We start from the raw sequence: 17,765 nt of genomic DNA, 5'->3' as shown, positions 1-17,765 counted from the left end.
TATCTGCTTATTTTGTTACATGCCTGTTTTTGAATACATCATAATAATTACTACTATTTCTCTGCTTTACATATAATACATTTTTCAAAAATTCTTATTGACCATCTACCAGCCATACAGCACAACAGGTAATGTACAAAATAAACTATCTTTGAAATTATTTTTACAAGATAGCTAACTACCCCCCCCCATACATAAATATCTGCTCCTATAACTTCCACATTTTTAAATTCTGCAGCTTCATATATTTGTTGTAACGATAAAGAAACAAAGCCCAATTCATGTGTAAAATCCATATACCTTCCACTTATTCCACAAAATGGATTGGCCTCATTATCAGTCTTTGTTATGACTATTCCCCCATCCTTAAGAGATTCCTTTATCAACACGAGCAAAGGCATTACTTCTTCCTTTTTGAAATGCTCAATTACATCATTGAAAATTATTACATCATATTGATTTTTATGTGTATTCAAATATTCTTCCGCATCTTGACACACAACATCCAAACCATCCGCCTTACAAAATCGAACATTTCCCTCGCTTATATCTACACCTTTCACATTAGAATAACCCATATCCTGTAATACAGCCAGGTAATGTCCCATCCCACATCCCAAATCCAATATTGTTATGTTTTTGTCCTTAGGAATATATCTTAGATAATTTCGCTTTACATATTTAGAAATCATTTTCCTTTCTTTTTCTACCGTTGACAGACTCATCCTTTTCTGTAAGTCCTTATCATACCCTTCGTATATTTTATCTCTGTAATTCATAACCCTACCCCTTTCAATATCCTTGTTTCTTAGCATACTCTATAGTTTTTCTTAATCGCCAGATATAATATTTCTGCATCCACCTAGTTCTTACATAAGGACTTTTACCTATCATAACTTCCATTGAATGAAACATCATCACAATATCTCTAATACCTGTTTTTTTTAATATCTTAATCATGTGCCTTTGTTCAATGTATGACATATGCGATGGCCTTATCCATTGATAGAACAACCATTTATCGGGTAATAATTCTCCAAAAATTCCTAGCCGCTTGCCCATAATAGTTATCGGATATTCTTTTATCCCTCCCGCCATGCCGCTATCTTTATATATATTTGGAAATTCTATATAATAACTATTTAATGGTGCTAATTTATGATTAGGTCCACCCTTATCCGTCCAGTCAATATAAGGAGTAAATGAGCTATCATACTTAAACCCTAATTCCTGCAAAATTTCTATTGTATCCCTATCTGCACCAAATCTGGCAGCACGATACCATTCTGGTTGCACCCCTAATCGATTTTTAATCAAATTAGCTAAATTGTTTATTTTAGCCTTCTCAACCTCTTGAGAATATGCTATACATGGAAATTTTTCTTCTTGTACCTTATCCGGATCTTCTTTACATGGCTCAATATATTCTGGATGAAGATGCGCACCAATAATTGCACCTTTCTCTATTTCTTTTCTTAATATTTGACAGCATTCATCATTTTCTACGACCTCTGGCGATACAAAATAGATTGGCTTAATTTCATATTTATCCCATATAGGACGTAGGATTAAAGGAATTCCTTCTATAACTGAAGAAAACTTAGCTGGCTTCGTTTTCTTCCAATGAATATCTGCATCCATTTCCGTATCAATCGTTACATATAACTTCCTCTCAAAGTCATTTTTACCCAAGTTCTTCCTCCAAATTAATAGCTCAAACCAACTGTTTATAAATCTGTTTATACTTTTGAATAATATTGTTCCACTCATATTTTTCAATATCATATTGTTTTACAAACTCTGTTCTTTTCATATTCATTTTCAATTTCTCGATCAATTCTTCCTCCGAGCAGTATATACAATCTTCTGGCAACAACTCTCTGTGAGGCTCAATATTCGATGCTATAATTAAATTCTGAGATGCCATTGCTTCCAATACGGAAACAGGCATTGCTTCGAACCAACTTCCCGTAAAATAAATACTGGCCTCACTTAAGTAACGCACATACTCTTCACCGCTAATATAACCTCTTAAATAAATTATCTCCTGCAAATTATATTTATTTATTAATATCTCCAATTCGTCTCTATATGGACCCTCGCCAAGAATATTAACTTCCCATTCTGACATATCAATTTTAGAGCACGCCTCTATTAAATCCTGTATCCCCTTACTTTCTTGCAGTCTTGCTGCAACAATAATACTTTTCTTTCGGGAACCAACCCCAAATAAATTATTAAAAATTCCATTAGGTACTACCTGACAGTCTACATTTGAATATGCTTTACAAATTTTATTAGCCAAATAATAGCTAGGCGCCGTGACCATAGTAGCATTTTTTAATATGGATTTCCACATAGGTTTTACTATTCCATACAAATATTTAAATCTTGCATTATTATGTCCTAAGACATCGCTTCCATGTGCAGTAACCAAGAATTTAATACCATACTTTTTTCGGAGCCATAATGCTAATAATCCGGTAGGAATAATAAAGTGGCAGTGCACTATATCATATTGTTTAATATCCATCTTTTTTATAATATAATGAAATGCTGATATACAATACGTTAATTGTTCCCACGGATGACACACCCTTTTTTTGCTACGCCAGCAAGCTACACGATGTATTTCCACACCATTATAATTTTCTTTTCTTGCCAAACCTTTAAACGCCATAGTCACTACTGATACTTTATCACCATCTTTAATCATTAACTCTGACATATCTCTACAGACTGCGGCTCCACCCCCTCCTAATGGAGGATACTCATAATTTAACATTAAAACTTTCATTTTTCTTCCTTACAATATTTCTTAATACTGATATTATGAATCAAAATATCCATTATATTTTTCTAATTGGCTCCCTTTATATATCCATGTCGATATTTCTCCATTATACTTAATTGTTGCTACTGGCTCTACTTCATAGATAAACTCTGGCACATCATATCGATATAATCTAAACTTACTTAATACCATATACTCTGTATCATCCCATTTATAATTTTCTGCTCCTGATCCCTTTCCAATGATGCCAATATTAAATCCAGGATTATTTAGCCATATATGTCCATAATTACCATAGATAGCTATCTGTCCATAGTCATTCAATCCCTGTTTGTCCACAATATCCTTAATTAAATTCCCAGCTATTGCAATATCCTCCCCCCATGTCATCGCCTCTCCCGCATACCATGCCCCTTGTCTTATATTCTGTTTATAATTTGTTGAACGTACTACCCAAATTGGTTGAAAAATCTTAACATTAGGACTGAATATCAACATTTCTCCTATATATAAAAAGCCTAAAACGCTAAAAACAATTCTATATTTAAGATTTGCTTGAATTTTAGTTTTCGCTATATAAACATAGTAGCAACATATCAAAACTTGCATTATAATAGTCACACCATAATATCTTTCACCAGCTGGCTGTCCTGCTATAGAAAATAAGATTGGCTGTATAAGGCTAATAAACATCATTATTTGTATAAAGCTACTTTTACTAATATCTATTCTTTTCACTAAAACATATATACAAAATATAAGTAGAAATAGAATTACAGTAGGATAATTACACAATATTGTTCCATAGGCATAAAATAACTTATATATAAAATGTTCGATTGCATTAGTTGCTCCAAAATGATAAATTGCGGCTCCAAAGTGATCTGTAGAATTGTAATATCCTGCTGGTATCTCCCTGTATGGCATCTGATACTGTGGAATGTAATATGCCCCTATAATACCCCCCCCCACGCTCAAACACAATAAAAAGGTATTAATATACACCAACAACTTAGATAAGCATCCCTTAAATTTTATATTCATCCAGTCATATAACTGTATGATAAATGCACATATCAACATTAATATCATTATAACAAACAAATAGCTTACCGCTCCCTTACAGTAAGACATTTCATTTGAAGAATCAATTACATTATCTGAAGAAACAAATCTCAGCACATAAGTAAATGGAAACAAAACACTACCAATATTAATTTTAGCACAAAGACCATTTTCCAAAAAATCAAGATAAACCAAGCTTAACCAACTAACTCCGACTGCTGTCCCAGTTGCCAACAAGCAATACTTAATTGCGCTGGCCAATTTCTTATACCAAAGTTCAACCTTACGTATTCCAATATAAATAAAAAACATTACACAGATACACCAATACAACACTCCTGGAAATTTATCCATACAGCCAAAAACTGCAGCCACTGTTCCCAAATAGGCATATTTCAAATCATCTGTTTTTTCAGCGACAATGATTAAACTAAATCCTAATATAGCAAAATAAATATATGCTGTATCATAATTACAAACCTTCAATAATAAACAGCTAACTGGAAGTGCTAATAAGCTATATAAAATAGCATTATCCACAAATCGGAATTTAATGTTATGAATATTCTTACCCAATATTTTATTTCTCCAAATTGAAGAAATGAGGAGTACAATTCCAAAAAAGAAATACCAATGTACCAACTTATAAATCCTTAGTAATGTATATATAGATATTATATTCTTAATATTAGGGGGAAGTATTCTAAAAAAAGTTCCAAACACCATTTGTGATGTACGATATTGATATTGCATTGCCAATGCAAAGCCCTCTATATTTTTCATATTCTCTATATCAATAATGGCACTCATATGCATCCATTCATCAGCCGTCATACATTCTGTCACCATATTGATTGAAAAATACAGCATTGGTACTGAAAGAAGCAACCATGGTAAGGCATATTTTCCATATTGAGCCTTCCAATAATAAATCACTAATATTGCAAATGCAAATATCAGCATACCGATTTCCATAATATTCATGTTTTTCTCTCTCCCAAATTGTTTCAGAATCATTATCTATCATCTATCTGGTAACAAATTTCCTTAATACTGTATGACGTATCTACATGAACTCCATAGTATGTCTTCATCAGAATTTCGCTCATAAGCCCGAACACAAATAAAAGTAACCCAATAACAATAAAAAAAATTGTCATAAGTGGTGGAAAAATATTGTCAGACATTTTTCTTCCCTCAATCCAAAACACCACCGACCAGATGCCACATACACCACCTAATGCTAAGAAAAACATTCCAAATCCGCCAAGCATATGTAAAGGTCTTGCAGCATACTTATTCCAAAACCATACTGATATCATATCTACAAAACCTTTAACTGTACGTTTCCAATTATATTTTGTCACACCGACTGTTCTTGCCCTATGATTTACAACTACTTCACCGACTTTAAAGCCTTTCATCTGCAAAATAGCAGGTATAAAGCGATGCTGTTCACCATATAAATTAACCCCTTTAAAACATTCTCTGCGATATACTTTCAAAGAACAGCCGCTGTCATGTATGCCATCATGTACTAAAATATACCTGAATAAATTAGCTCCTCTGGAAATAAAACGTTTCATCAAAGTATCTTTTCGATTCTTACGCCATCCTGATACTACGTCCAAATTATTCTCTAATAAATACTCTATCATTCTGGGTATATCATGCGGATCATTTTGCCTATCCCCATCCAAGGTTACAACAAACTCTTTTGTAGCTATTTTAATGCCCGCATCCATTGCAGCAGTTTGTCCAAAATTCCTACGAAATTGAATGTATTTAAGAGGTTTTAATGTACGGCATACTTCATCGGTCTTGTCGGAAGATCCATCGTTAATAAATATAATTTCAAAATCGAAGTTTGCTTTATTACAAACTTCTTTTATTTCCTTGTGAAGTTCTACTACATTCCCATCTTCATTATAGACCGGCACTACAACGGATAAACTAATCATTTTCTTTTGCTCCTTTATTACCTTAATTTGTTTTACATTCTTCTCCACCATGCTGATCTTTAACACATTTTACAGCAATTTATATGATATGGTCAAGAAAAATTTATATTATTGCAGAATAAACGCATGAACAGAAACACTAGTAAAAAAGAACACTTTTTGATTAATTTTGTATCATAAATCTGGCAAAAAATTATCCTGTCACTTGATTGCGTTATTTGCTGTCGCATTGTCAAAAACAAAAAAATATGTTCTTTTCAATTTGAATAAAAATACAAAGTAAGCCTGCCCTATTTTTGTCCGCGCGTTTATTTTGATATTATTGCAAAAGAGAAGGTTGAATATGTGAAAATATATAATTATGATGGAAAAAAAAATTTATGTGGGTATAAAATAAGAGAAGCCAGAATACATAAAAAAATGTCTCAATCAGAGCTGGCTGCGAAAATGCAAACAGAAGGAATCATATTAGAACGTGACAGCATAAGCAGAATAGAAATAGGCACACGTTTTGTAACCGATTATGAGCTGATGATTTTTGCAAGAGTATTAAAAGTTAATATTGAATGGCTATTAACAATTCCATGATTTTTATTCATAGTATGGGTAACAGGAATAAGTCGCCTTTTCCATAAAGATGACTGGTAGTGTTTTTAATTTTGTGTCTTTACCCTTCCACCTTATTCCAGAGGCCGGGTGTGGGCAGAGCCCACAAGCCCTTATAAATGCTAGGTTTCCGGCTAATTATAGTTGGTAAAAATCTGCTAAGGAAAAAATCCAAAGACACATAATTATTTACACCCTCAGATGACTTACTCCTATTTCATCTTACTAACACAAGAATTATCGAATACTGCTAATTAACAATAATTACTTTCGTATTTCCAACAAATCTTTTAATCTCACATTTATCTCCCCACTCCTTCTTATATATACTACGAAATATACTGCTCCCATATTCATCCGCTATTATTACCCTTTTTATATCGGATTCAAAAATTTTCTCAATTTCATTAGTAATTATAACCATGACCTTATCATTCAATTCTTCATCCATGGACAATACCTCATTATAGTCTTCTTCTGTATTTGATTCCGCCCATACCTTCTTCCTTAAATCCACAATATTTAAATTTGTCTCTACATCCAGCCAGTCAAAATATGCCGACTGCTTTTCTAATGTCATCATCGTCACAATCTCATATCCTTGTTCTTCAAGATCTTTTGTAAGTACAGCTGCCCCTCCTAAATCTGACGATGGTACTTCATTGGGTACACATGGAAACTGCCAAAAGTTATTCTGTATGTTAAACGTTAATAAAACAGCAATAACAAAAATCACATAATTCTGTATTCTAAATAATCTGATTTTATCAAATATCAAATACGCCGATATGCACATAATAGGTAAAAATGCAACATATGTACGCAAATAACGAGTATTGTGAAAAAACACTGCATATCCTAATAGTGGTAAACCTGCAATGAAAAACAAAACTTTTACATTGTCTATTTTTCTTTTCCAAGCATAAATTAGCGAAACAATAAAAGGAAATGATATATAAAATATTTTATAAAAAACAAACTCCAAAAAAACCGGATAACTTTCAATAAAGCTTTCTATATGTCCGCCTTGCTGCATAATTTCAATTAATGTTCTAATCAATGGCTGTTCTGCTATTATTATCTCTAATATAACAATGCAAATTAAGCCACAAAATAGTCCTATCTTTCTTGGCGGAAATCTTTTCAAACCGGTTTTCCCGTAATTTATATAGAAATAATACAATCCAGCTATTATTAGCAGCATAAGCAGAGCAACTACCGTAACATCTTTCGTATTCCAAACATAAAGGAAGGTTATAATTCCTATAAGCAAGAGACTTATTCTCTCCCATTTTGTTCCTTTCTTCTTTTGCGCACTATAAAATAATGCAGAATCTATCATTATAACTGCCTCAAGAAAAACGTACATTCTAATATAAAAATGATTGAAAATTACATTCGGCATAAAAGTTATAATACTGCTAATCGTTATAATCCAGTACGGGTTGTCATAAATATTATATAGCAAATATAAACAACACAGAAAACTAACACTCCCCGCCAAAAAAGGAACTAATTTAACTGCCAAGTCTCTCAGTCCAAAGATATTGTTTAAAATATAAGCTAAATGATTAATATATAATCCCCATTCATATGATGTTACATAATCGGCATTTAATGTTGATATATGATGAAACTCATCATTAGAAAAAAAACCTTTGTGGGTCAGCAAAAAAACAATCCTACATGATAAAAAAAGAATCCCCGAAATAATAATTGCATATTTCTTTCGTAGTTTTGGCAAATCATTAATTTTTTCATAAAATCGGGTAATAAAAGTAAGTACAATTACAATTATAATTGACACAAGAAAGAGAAGACCCAAACTATATAAATTAAATTTCCCATTAAGTGTATCCAAGTTTATCATAACTATATATGGTGAAATTCCTGTAATTTCTATAGTTAAGACATCCCCTTGGATACTCATATCTCCAATATCCTCTGAATGAGCACAAGATGCCATATATTGAAGCGGAATATTTTTGACCATAAATAAATTTTTTACTACCACATCACTTATTTGAAGTTTTTCTGCACTAGTGTCGAAATCAATACGCAATATATTACTATATGGAACAGAAAAATTATATTTCCTAGCATCTGAACCAGCCAATTCCTGAACCATGCGCTTTCCACTAAATCCCTCATTTCCATCATCACAATACACCTGCACAACATCATTCGTCATTGTATTCTGAACTACCATTTCCAGCTTTGTAGAAAAATTAATGTATATATACACTATGCCGATTAATAATAGAAACAATAAGCTCTCTTTTATCAAATTCCCATAATATACAGTTATTATAATAGATAACAATACTAATAAAACAAATAAAACTAACAGGACACCTATTTTGCATAAATCCAGTTTATATATTATTGGGACAGTATTGTTTAAAATAACATATGGATCATTCCCTGTGCTTTCAATTAATATTCGTTCTTCTTCAATTTCTACTACTTTCAAATCTTCTGAAAAAGAACATAATGCAAAATCCTGGGGAGAAATTTTTTGAGTTGTAAACAATCCCTTAACTGCAATATTGCTAATTTGAAATTTCCCCTTATCATTTCCAAAATCAATTCTTAGCAAATGACTATCTGCAATATGAAAACTATACTTATGTGTATCTTGGCCAAGTACATCCCATACCACATGCTCACCATCAAAATAATCCATTTTCCCCTGTATATAGTATACTTGCAAAATATCATTCGGGTTAGTACTTGACAGATTAAATTCAATTTTAGGAAAAGTATTATACAAATATATAGCACTTATTAAAAAGAAAAACAACAGACAGAAACAGAAAATTTTGCGTCTATCCCTTATTTTTTTAATTATTTCCTTATATCTACCTAGCATTTTCCTAATACACTCCAAATATTAATTAAGATTTAATTGAAGATTTCTCCAAAAGCTCATTTCCCGACTCATCTGCAAAAATATGTATATAAATTTCTCCAGTTTCGCCATTAGGAACATTTAATATCTCCTTCTCCTCGAATGGCTTTAGTAACTGTATTACTTCCACTTTTCAGGCAGAGCATAAGACAAATATATCTTGGTTCCACCACGCATAAAATATCAGACTACTCAAATGTAAAAATATATTTCAAAATTTCCTCGGAATAAAAAAATAGCCAACAAAGATTATTGGAAGAAAAATCCATAAAAAAAAGATGAAAAAAATATTGAATGTTTCTTGTATAATAATTTTTAAATAAGTAAAAGCTTCTAAACTTATTCCTTTTTTCTATTTCTCATTTAATCACTTTGTAGTCATAACCTAAGATGCCACTCTAACTCTATGCTAAAGCTTATTATATAAATGCTGTATTCTGGTATCTAACCATTACCAAGATATTTGTGCCAAGTAATACCGATAATACAACGTTCAGGACAGCGTAGTGAACTAGGGATTCCTTAACTTCCTGCAAATTTATGCCTCTACCCTTTGAACTTAGTACAAACCAATTCTACTCTCCGGAAAAGAGTAGGTAATTTAAATATGTTCCAACTTACGTTTTCATTTTAACATATATTGCTATCCTTTAGTTTATTTTTACCGTACGTCATTTTTTATCTTAATCCTTTTTTAAACCAAGTTTTTCTAATGCAAAAGAAGTACCAATGCAAATAATGTGGTAACCATTTCCACATATGAAAATTGGATTCACCTTCTTCTCGGTCAAACCATTGTGATGGTACTTCTGTTATCTTATACCCCATAATATATGCTTTAACAGCAATCTCTAACCCAATTTCAAATCCACCATTGCTCTCTATTAATATTTTATCCAGCATGCTCTTACGATACAATTTAAAGCTGTTCGTCACATCATGAGTAGGAATTGCGGTAAGAATATGCAACGATATACCCGCTGTTCTTGAAAAAAGCCCCTTTAAAAAGGGGCCGCCTGTTTGCCTTCCGTCTTTCATATAGCGTGAGCCACATACTAAATCGTATCCTTCCTCCATTTTGCTACACATAGAATCAACAACGTCCAATTTATCTGACGAATCTGCCATCATTACCAATACCATCTCATTTACAGCTGTCCGCATACCTACTTTAATTGCATTCAAAGCACCTCGTCCAATATTATTTTTTACTAAAATAATTTCAAACGAATAGTTAGCTTTTTCCGCCAAAATAATCGGTAAGGTTGTATCTTCTTCAAAATCATATACTATCAATACCCTTTTAAATGCCTTGATCTCATTCTGTATCTCATCAAACAGCTTCAAAATCCCCTTGTCTTCATTATACACAGGAACAATGATATCCAACATACTTTAACCTCTTAAATTAATCTTCCTAAATATTACCCATATCAATTTGGTTGCAAATCCAAGGAATCACTTCATCAAGTGTTGTATTTAAATCCGTTTTGGCTTCAAATCCTAATTTTTCTTTCGCCTTCTGTACAGATGGAACACGCTTTTGTACATCATATTCAAACGCCGGATCTGATACAAAAGTCAGCGGTTTATCTCCATTTATTTTTTTCCAGATCAATTCTGCTAATTCTTTAACTGTCGTGGAAGTCGCTACGGATAAATTAAAATCTTCATTAATAGCCTCTTCTTTTTCCACACACATACGAATACCCATCGCAAGATCTCCACCATAAGTATAATGTCGGATCTGGTTTCCAGAGCCCAAAATATGCAAAGGATCCTGTCCCTTATACACTTTTTGTACAAGATCCGGTACTACATGGCTCATAGCCAGATTTATATTTCCCGACATAATTACTTTTTCATTCTTAGCACGTTGTTCACCCGTTCCAACACAATTAAACGGTCTTATAATTGTATAAGGCAACTTATATTGCTCCCATGCACCTTTTGCAAAATATTCACATGCCAGTTTCTGAAAACCATAAGTCGATAATGGAGGCGGACATTGCAACTCATCGCCTTCCTGACTAGGATAACGGCTAACACATTCATAAACCATAGATGAAGACAGTACATTTATCTTCTGCAAATGCCTGTTCTCATGCGCCCAAATTGCAGCATCGAACGTTGAAGAAATAATCCTCTCATTTTCTGCCAGCAAATCGTATGCATACGTATGAAAATACGTAATTCCTCCAATCATAGCAGCAATTGCAATCACCTGATCGCAATCCGCTATCAACTCTTTCATAAGCTCGACATCCTTACAGTCGCCTTCAACAAAATGATATTTAGGATTTGTATCATAACTTTTCTGAATAGGGCCATACTTACTAAAATTATCAATTCCTACTACCTCATGTCCATGCTTCAGCAAATCATCAATTAAATATCCTGCTACAAACCCCGCTGAACCAGTTACTAAAATCTTCATTTTCTTATCCTCCTAAATTTTTATTAATTAAACATATTTCCTAATGTAGATATTTTCACATCATTGCTATAATATAATTCTGTACATGCTCCCCATGAATCCAATATTTCAAATCCGTTTTTTGAATATAATAAAGACGCATTACTCATAACGGAAGCATATTTTTTATGGTTGTTTAGTACCAGCAAGAGACTTGCCTTTGAACAAGCATCATATAAATCATGAAAATAAGTTCCTAACTTTAAAGCTTCCATTTCCTCTGGAAGTGCACAAAAATCATGCAGATTCATTTTATAACCTGCTGCCTTTAATTTTTCAGCAATATACACTGAACTTGACCCTCTTAAATCTGATGTCTCTGGCTGCCCTTTAAATGCCATACCGCTTAATGCAATAACTTTATTATCATCTGGCGCGCCAATCTTATTTTGCACCCATTGTACAACCATATCTTCCAATGATTCATTAAACTGCCTTGCCGCAAGTATAAACTCCTTACTACTGCATTCTGGCATATTATTAATTAAAATATAAGCATCCTTTTCCAAGCATGGCCCTGCTACAAATCCAGGTTTGGCTATATTACTTCTTGCATAGCCATAATTTGCGTGCTCTATCACTTTGCTGCCATCTACATTAAATTTCTGTGCCGCCATGCAAAAAGCATTCCCAATTGCAAATGTCATATCTCTATATGTATTGCAATATAACTTAATCAGTTCTGCTTCCTCTAAACTTTCTGCCTCAATTATACACGGGGTTATCTTTCTAAATATTTTTTGCGCCACCTCAACGGATTCCGCATTATTGCCACTGATAACCTGTGGTAAATGTGTCAGCTCATAAACTGCTTTTCCCTCTAACGTTCTTTCCGGGCACATAGATACTAATAACTCATTTTCCTCTTTACCACACATATTCATTAAGAATGGCAAAATAACATTACGGGTCGTTCCAACAGAAACCGTACTTCTCAAAATAATCAATTCAGAGCCATCATATACATTTCTTATTGACAACATAGCTGATTTGATATACTCGAAATTAGGAACTTTAAGCCCCCCCTTCAAAGGCGTGCCAACGGTAACAATAAATGCATCATATTTAACATCAAGCGGGAATTCATCAACGATATGCAGTGTTTTATTATTCGTCCGCTTAATTAGGTTGTCCAATCCTTCCTCATAAAAATGTGCTTTATCATTTTTCAAACAATCTTTAATATGTGCATTTACTTCCACCCCATAGACATCTATCCCTTTTGAGGCCGCAACTACTACTAATGTCAGTCCAACATATCCTAATCCAATTATTCCTACTTTCATTCATCCATCCTTTCTCATCCTTGAATATAATCTTAGAGTATTATTTACTTTAATTACCTGCCATCTCTAACTGTATCGTTTCTCCAAAACTAATGGACGCCGGATTTTTACACTTCTCATAGATATAATAGTAAATAGAATCCCTATTTTCTGGTAAATAAATTTTATCCGTGTGTACCCATCCGTCTTCAGCGTTTATACTAATAGGAATTTCCTTGCCAGCATCTACACTATCGTAAACAATTTCTATATATTGAATATACTTACCATCAATATTATAAACATTGTCCGCATAATTATCTACCTTAAGACTATACTCAAAACACTTACTTTCTATCTTATCGTATTCCTCCTGGCCATAAAGTTTATATATATACACATTATTATACCTAGGATATTGTATTAAATTATCGTCCGATTCAATAATAGATGCCAGATATTCCAAATGATGAACTACAAGAGTAGTATAATTATCCTCTCGCAATACCCCCTTATCTGATAAATTCCGAAGCATGAATCCTTTTCTATCGGCATAATATAATGTTGTTGGATCCCAGTCTTCTCCCTCGATCAGAATCCTCTCATCCCTTTCTGTAATTTGATTAATATAAATACCCACATTTGCATTTGTTGTATTTTCTTGATATAATGTCCAATGAATATAATCCTCATTCGTAGTCGTTTGAGCATGCATTAACAAAACCCCAAGTGCTCCTATAAGTATATTTCCAATTCTTTTCTCCACTTTCAGCATTTTATAAATTTCAGATATCATCACTCCAAAACATATGCAAATAAAAGGTGATAATGATATCAGATAATAAGTATGAATGTAAAACAGGTTAAATAATGTAAATACCGTTAACAAACAGGCACCTGCACAACTGATTATCATTAACATATTTTTCTTGTTACAGTTAATAATATAAGTGATTAGTAGTAATGCAAAGATATAAAATCCTCCAAAAAAATCACATATTCTTTCCAGTATTACTCTCCAGTTGTCATAATTTAATTTTTGTTTCCATGTTCCATAATTCCAACCTGATAAATCACTTAACCAATTTGTATATATAGATTTTGCCCTTATTACATCTGTATACTTCATCCATATAGCTCCTATAAGGGCAGGGATAATACATATAATCCCCAAAAATAACAACCTTTTCCAATTATTTAAAACATATTTTTTAATGGCTAAAATACATAATTTATGATTTTGCGACTTTATTTCGCTAAATAGCATATACAAAATCCAAAACGCCAGAAAAAAGATTATCGGAAACATCGTACTAGCCTTTAAAAGGTAGCCCAAGCTACCAAACAAAAGCCCAAAAATAAATTGACTATTCTTTTTTTCTTTTAACCATCCATATAATCCCCAAATATAAAGTAAACCAAATAATACGGACATATAGTCGATCAGAATCGCCCTGCTCCAATATATGTTATAAGGCAATAATACATATACGACACATATCCATAAAGAAGTATTTTTATCTACAAATAAATCCATTACCTTCTTTAATACCCATGCAGATAAGTAAAAAAAGACAATACTGTAAATTCTTCCCCATAAATTAATGTCTGTTTGATGAAGCAGTTTCATAGCCACGTATACAACTGTTTGATAAATGGGACACTCAAAAATACAGGTAGTCCATGGTTTTCCCCAAACAGGTATTTGATATTGAAACAAACTCCATCCTTCATGAAAATAATTTTGAATAACAATGGCGGTCTCACTCTGTCTAAAAGCATGCTGTTCATTTGCAATCGGTATTACCATAATATCCGTCAGTCGTATAAAAAAAGACCAAACAATGATTAATCCTACAACTATCAACGCTATATTCTTTTTAAGTCTTTCTTTAATTTTCAATCTTTTTCTCTCCCTCAGATATTCGTTTTTTGAAAATCAAAAAACTTTGTTTTCCCCAAAAAAAGCCACTTAATGGCATTAATCGAAGATATAACTTTACAATCCATCCTGCTTGTGGTAATTTACTTTTTGTTGTAAACGGTAAGAATTTTTTGATACATTTTTTTACCCTAAAGCCATGAGTACACGCTTCTTCAATTAAAGCCTTTTCTGTAATTGGCGTTATATGATCAAAAAAGTCCCAGTACTGCCCTTTGACATATTTAATATTCGGCGTCAAAATCCATATTTCACCATTGGGTTTTAAAAGTTCCTTTTCCATTTTAAATAGCATACTTATATCAGACTTACTAATATGTTCCAAAAAATTGCTCATAAAAAAAATATCTACCGATTCCCTTTCAAAATACTTCGGCAAACTTTTAATGTCATCTACAATAACTCTAACCTCTTTGCCCGCATGCACCTGAACATCTGGATTCACATCAATAGCTACCTTATGCCAATCACATTGAATATTGTTAATAAAATCACAATAGCCAGCAGCCACATCCACCATCACTCCCCTCTCTGCAACATCAACAGAGGGTAAAAATTTTTCAAAATAAGAACATACACATTTCCAAAGCCTATTCTTTTTTTCGATCTCTTTATTACTAAATCTATTACTATATAATTTCTGTAAAAAATCACTCATAAAAATCTTCCTTCTTTTTCATTTCATAATATTTTTTTATTCCTTCCAATAACGAAAGGCATCGATAATTTCCTATTGCAAGTAATATCTTAGATATATCAAGTACATTCTTTTTTACATCCACATTTCTTATATCTTTATACTCAATATCGGCTACTTTTCCTGTAATCTCTTCTATAGCTCTTACTACCTGCATAATACTTGTTCCAATACCAGTTCCAATATTAAAAACTGGCACATCATAATACTCCCTATCCTCTTTATCAAGAAATAATCGAATCATTTCTACGGCATCATCTATAAAAATATAGTCTCTTATTATCTCTCCATCACCATAAATAACAACTTTTTTCCCAAAAATAATATTTTCCAAAAATGTAGTAATTACGCCAACTCCAGAAGAAGCTCGCTGCCCTTTTCCATACGGATTGGATAATCTAAAAATTACATTTTTCATACCATATAATTCATTATACATCAAAAGAATTTTTTCCTGTGTCAATTTCATGATACCGTAATGATTAATAGGTGATGTTATCATGTTTTCCGACAAAACTTCCGTTTTTTGGTTTCCATAAACAGTTCCTCCTGAAGATATAAACACCATACGACTCACATTGCATTTGCGCATCTGCTCAAGCAAATCTATCATTCTCACGATATCTTTTTCATAGCATTTCTCTGATGCCTCTATAGAACTACTTGGGCCAATACTACTTATAAGCAAAATTATCAAATCCTGATTCTTTATAATTTCATCTGAAAAATTCTCATTAAAATAATCAATGTAAAAATAATTATAATCCGCAATATCTAAAGGAATATCCTTCTTATTTAACCGATCACATATAGTAATATTATATCCGCTATTACCGAGCCCGGCAGCAAGCCTTTTTCCAATAAACCCTGCTCCTCCAATTAGTAAACACTTTTTTTTCATAACATACTCCGTTCCAAATTATTTAACTAAAGAATAGAAAATTCTTTAATCAACTTACAAATCTTAATAATTATCGAATTATTTAATTCGGGATATAAAGGTAATACAAGGACATTATTTGCTGCTGTTTTTGCATTAGTCAATTGCAAATTATTATATTTTCCTTCAAAGCAATTTGCATCAGAAGTTAAAGGGAAAAAATATTTTCTAGAATAAATATTTTGCTCTCTTAGTTTATTATAAACCAAATCTCGGATATCCTTCTTTAAAAATCGAATAGGAAAATATCCGTAATTATACGTAACACCTTCTTGGTTGTATTTTTGTACAACTATACTATCCATATTTGCCAATTCTTCGGCATAAATTTGAACTTTTTGACGTCTTAATTCAATATTTTCTGATATATACTCTAAATTACATAATCCCATAATAGCAGAAAATTCATTCATTTTAGCATTAGCCCCTACGCTAACTATCAATTCTTCTCCACGAATCCCAAAATTTTTAAGATTATACAACCTTTCAAGCATTTCTTTACTATGTAATGCAACAGCCCCTCCTTCTATTGTATTAAATACTTTTGTTGCATGAAAACTAAAAATGGAAACATCTCCATAATGAGCTATTCCTTTTCCGTTCAATGTTTCGCCAAAAGCGTGCGCAGAATCATATATTACTTTTAGATTATATTTACTTGCAATACGCGCTATTGCTTCTACATTACACAGATTTCCATACACATGAACTGGTAAAATTGCTACCGTTTTCTTTGTAATTAGTTCTTCTATTTTTGTTTCATCTATAGTATAATCATCTAATTTTATATCGCAAAAAACTGGAGTCAACCTATTTCGTACAATTGCATGAGTTGTAGAGATAAATGTAAACGGTGTTGTAATCACCTCACTTCCTTCTGGAAAATCCATCGCCTGAATTGCAAGTTCCAAGGCCATATGACCATTTACTGTTAGCGAAAGATATGGTGCCTGCAAATAAGCACATAATTTTTCCTCCAAAAGTTTATGGTTCATTCCCATATTAGTAATCCAATGAGAATCCCATAAGGGTCTTATCTTTTTTATATAATCTTCATACGGAGGTAAAGACGTTTTCGTAACTAATATCTGTTCATCCATAAATTTAT

General features: G+C 32.4%; 14 protein-coding genes. 1 reads left to right on the top strand and 13 read right to left on the bottom strand.

Going from position 1 to position 17,765, the window contains the following annotated elements; genetic code table 11:
* Positions 1-53: 53 nt before the first annotated feature.
* Genes D5281_RS01830 through D5281_RS01810 form a run of 5 tightly spaced genes read right to left on the bottom strand, consistent with a single transcriptional unit; the run spans position 54 to position 5,820 of the window.
* On the bottom strand, positions 54-779 hold the full coding sequence (locus D5281_RS01830) for a class I SAM-dependent methyltransferase (RefSeq protein ID WP_160558426.1): 726 nt from the start codon (positions 777-779) through the stop codon (positions 54-56).
* 13 nt (positions 780-792) lie between these two features.
* Positions 793-1,692 carry a polysaccharide deacetylase family protein gene (locus tag D5281_RS01825; RefSeq protein ID WP_160558425.1) on the bottom strand — a complete coding sequence of 300 codons (900 nt, stop codon included), beginning with the start codon at positions 1,690-1,692 and terminating at the stop codon, positions 793-795.
* 22 nt (positions 1,693-1,714) lie between these two features.
* Positions 1,715-2,797: a glycosyltransferase family 4 protein gene (locus D5281_RS01820; RefSeq protein WP_160558424.1), complete on the bottom strand. Its 1,083-nt coding sequence runs from the start codon at positions 2,795-2,797 to the stop codon at positions 1,715-1,717.
* Between the two features lie 33 nt (positions 2,798-2,830).
* On the bottom strand, positions 2,831-4,843 hold the full coding sequence (locus tag D5281_RS01815; protein WP_160558423.1) for a hypothetical protein: 2,013 nt from the start codon (positions 4,841-4,843) through the stop codon (positions 2,831-2,833).
* A gap of 32 nt (positions 4,844-4,875) precedes the next feature.
* The gene (locus D5281_RS01810) at positions 4,876-5,820 is read right to left on the bottom strand and encodes a glycosyltransferase family 2 protein (RefSeq protein WP_160558422.1); all 945 of its coding nucleotides are present in this window, start codon (positions 5,818-5,820) and stop codon (positions 4,876-4,878) included.
* Positions 5,821-6,165: 345 nt separating this feature from the next.
* Between D5281_RS01810 and D5281_RS01805 the strand changes: the two genes are divergently transcribed.
* Positions 6,166-6,408 (top strand): helix-turn-helix domain-containing protein, encoded by a 243-nt coding sequence (locus D5281_RS01805; protein WP_330584750.1) that lies wholly within the window; start codon positions 6,166-6,168, stop codon positions 6,406-6,408.
* A 268-nt stretch (positions 6,409-6,676) separates the two neighbouring features.
* On the opposite strand, the gene D5281_RS01800 is transcribed toward D5281_RS01805, so the two are convergent.
* From D5281_RS01800 to D5281_RS01765, 8 genes are all read right to left on the bottom strand, one after another.
* Positions 6,677-9,112, bottom strand: coding sequence for a hypothetical protein (locus tag D5281_RS01800; RefSeq protein ID WP_160558421.1), 2,436 nt, complete (start codon positions 9,110-9,112; stop codon positions 6,677-6,679).
* 903 nt (positions 9,113-10,015) lie between these two features.
* Entirely contained in the window at positions 10,016-10,729 is a 714-nt protein-coding gene (locus tag D5281_RS01795; protein WP_160558420.1) for a glycosyltransferase, read from the bottom strand.
* A 25-nt stretch (positions 10,730-10,754) separates the two neighbouring features.
* Positions 10,755-11,774 (bottom strand): NAD-dependent epimerase/dehydratase family protein, encoded by a 1,020-nt coding sequence (locus tag D5281_RS01790; protein ID WP_160558419.1) that lies wholly within the window; start codon positions 11,772-11,774, stop codon positions 10,755-10,757.
* Positions 11,775-11,797: 23 nt separating this feature from the next.
* Complete coding sequence (locus D5281_RS01785; RefSeq protein WP_160558418.1) at positions 11,798-13,099, bottom strand: nucleotide sugar dehydrogenase; 1,302 nt, start codon at positions 13,097-13,099, stop codon at positions 11,798-11,800.
* 49 nt (positions 13,100-13,148) lie between these two features.
* Positions 13,149-14,981, bottom strand: a complete 1,833-nt coding sequence (locus D5281_RS01780; RefSeq protein WP_160558417.1) for an ArnT family glycosyltransferase — start codon at positions 14,979-14,981, stop codon at positions 13,149-13,151.
* Positions 14,971-15,678: a class I SAM-dependent methyltransferase gene (locus tag D5281_RS01775; protein WP_160558416.1), complete on the bottom strand. Its 708-nt coding sequence runs from the start codon at positions 15,676-15,678 to the stop codon at positions 14,971-14,973. The genes D5281_RS01780 and D5281_RS01775 overlap by 11 nt, the downstream gene beginning before the upstream one ends.
* Positions 15,671-16,618 (bottom strand): NAD-dependent epimerase/dehydratase family protein, encoded by a 948-nt coding sequence (locus D5281_RS01770; protein ID WP_160558415.1) that lies wholly within the window; start codon positions 16,616-16,618, stop codon positions 15,671-15,673. The genes D5281_RS01775 and D5281_RS01770 overlap by 8 nt, the downstream gene beginning before the upstream one ends.
* A 26-nt stretch (positions 16,619-16,644) precedes the next feature.
* Positions 16,645-17,757 (bottom strand): DegT/DnrJ/EryC1/StrS family aminotransferase, encoded by a 1,113-nt coding sequence (locus D5281_RS01765; protein ID WP_160558414.1) that lies wholly within the window; start codon positions 17,755-17,757, stop codon positions 16,645-16,647.
* Between the last annotated feature and the right edge of the window lie 8 nt (positions 17,758-17,765).

It is taken from the genome of Parablautia muri (assembly GCF_009917485.1).
Classification (GTDB): Bacteria; Bacillota; Clostridia; order Lachnospirales; family Lachnospiraceae; genus Suilimivivens; species Suilimivivens muri.
The sequence above is the reverse complement of the archived record's forward strand: the minus strand, read 5'-3'. Positions and strand labels throughout refer to the sequence as shown.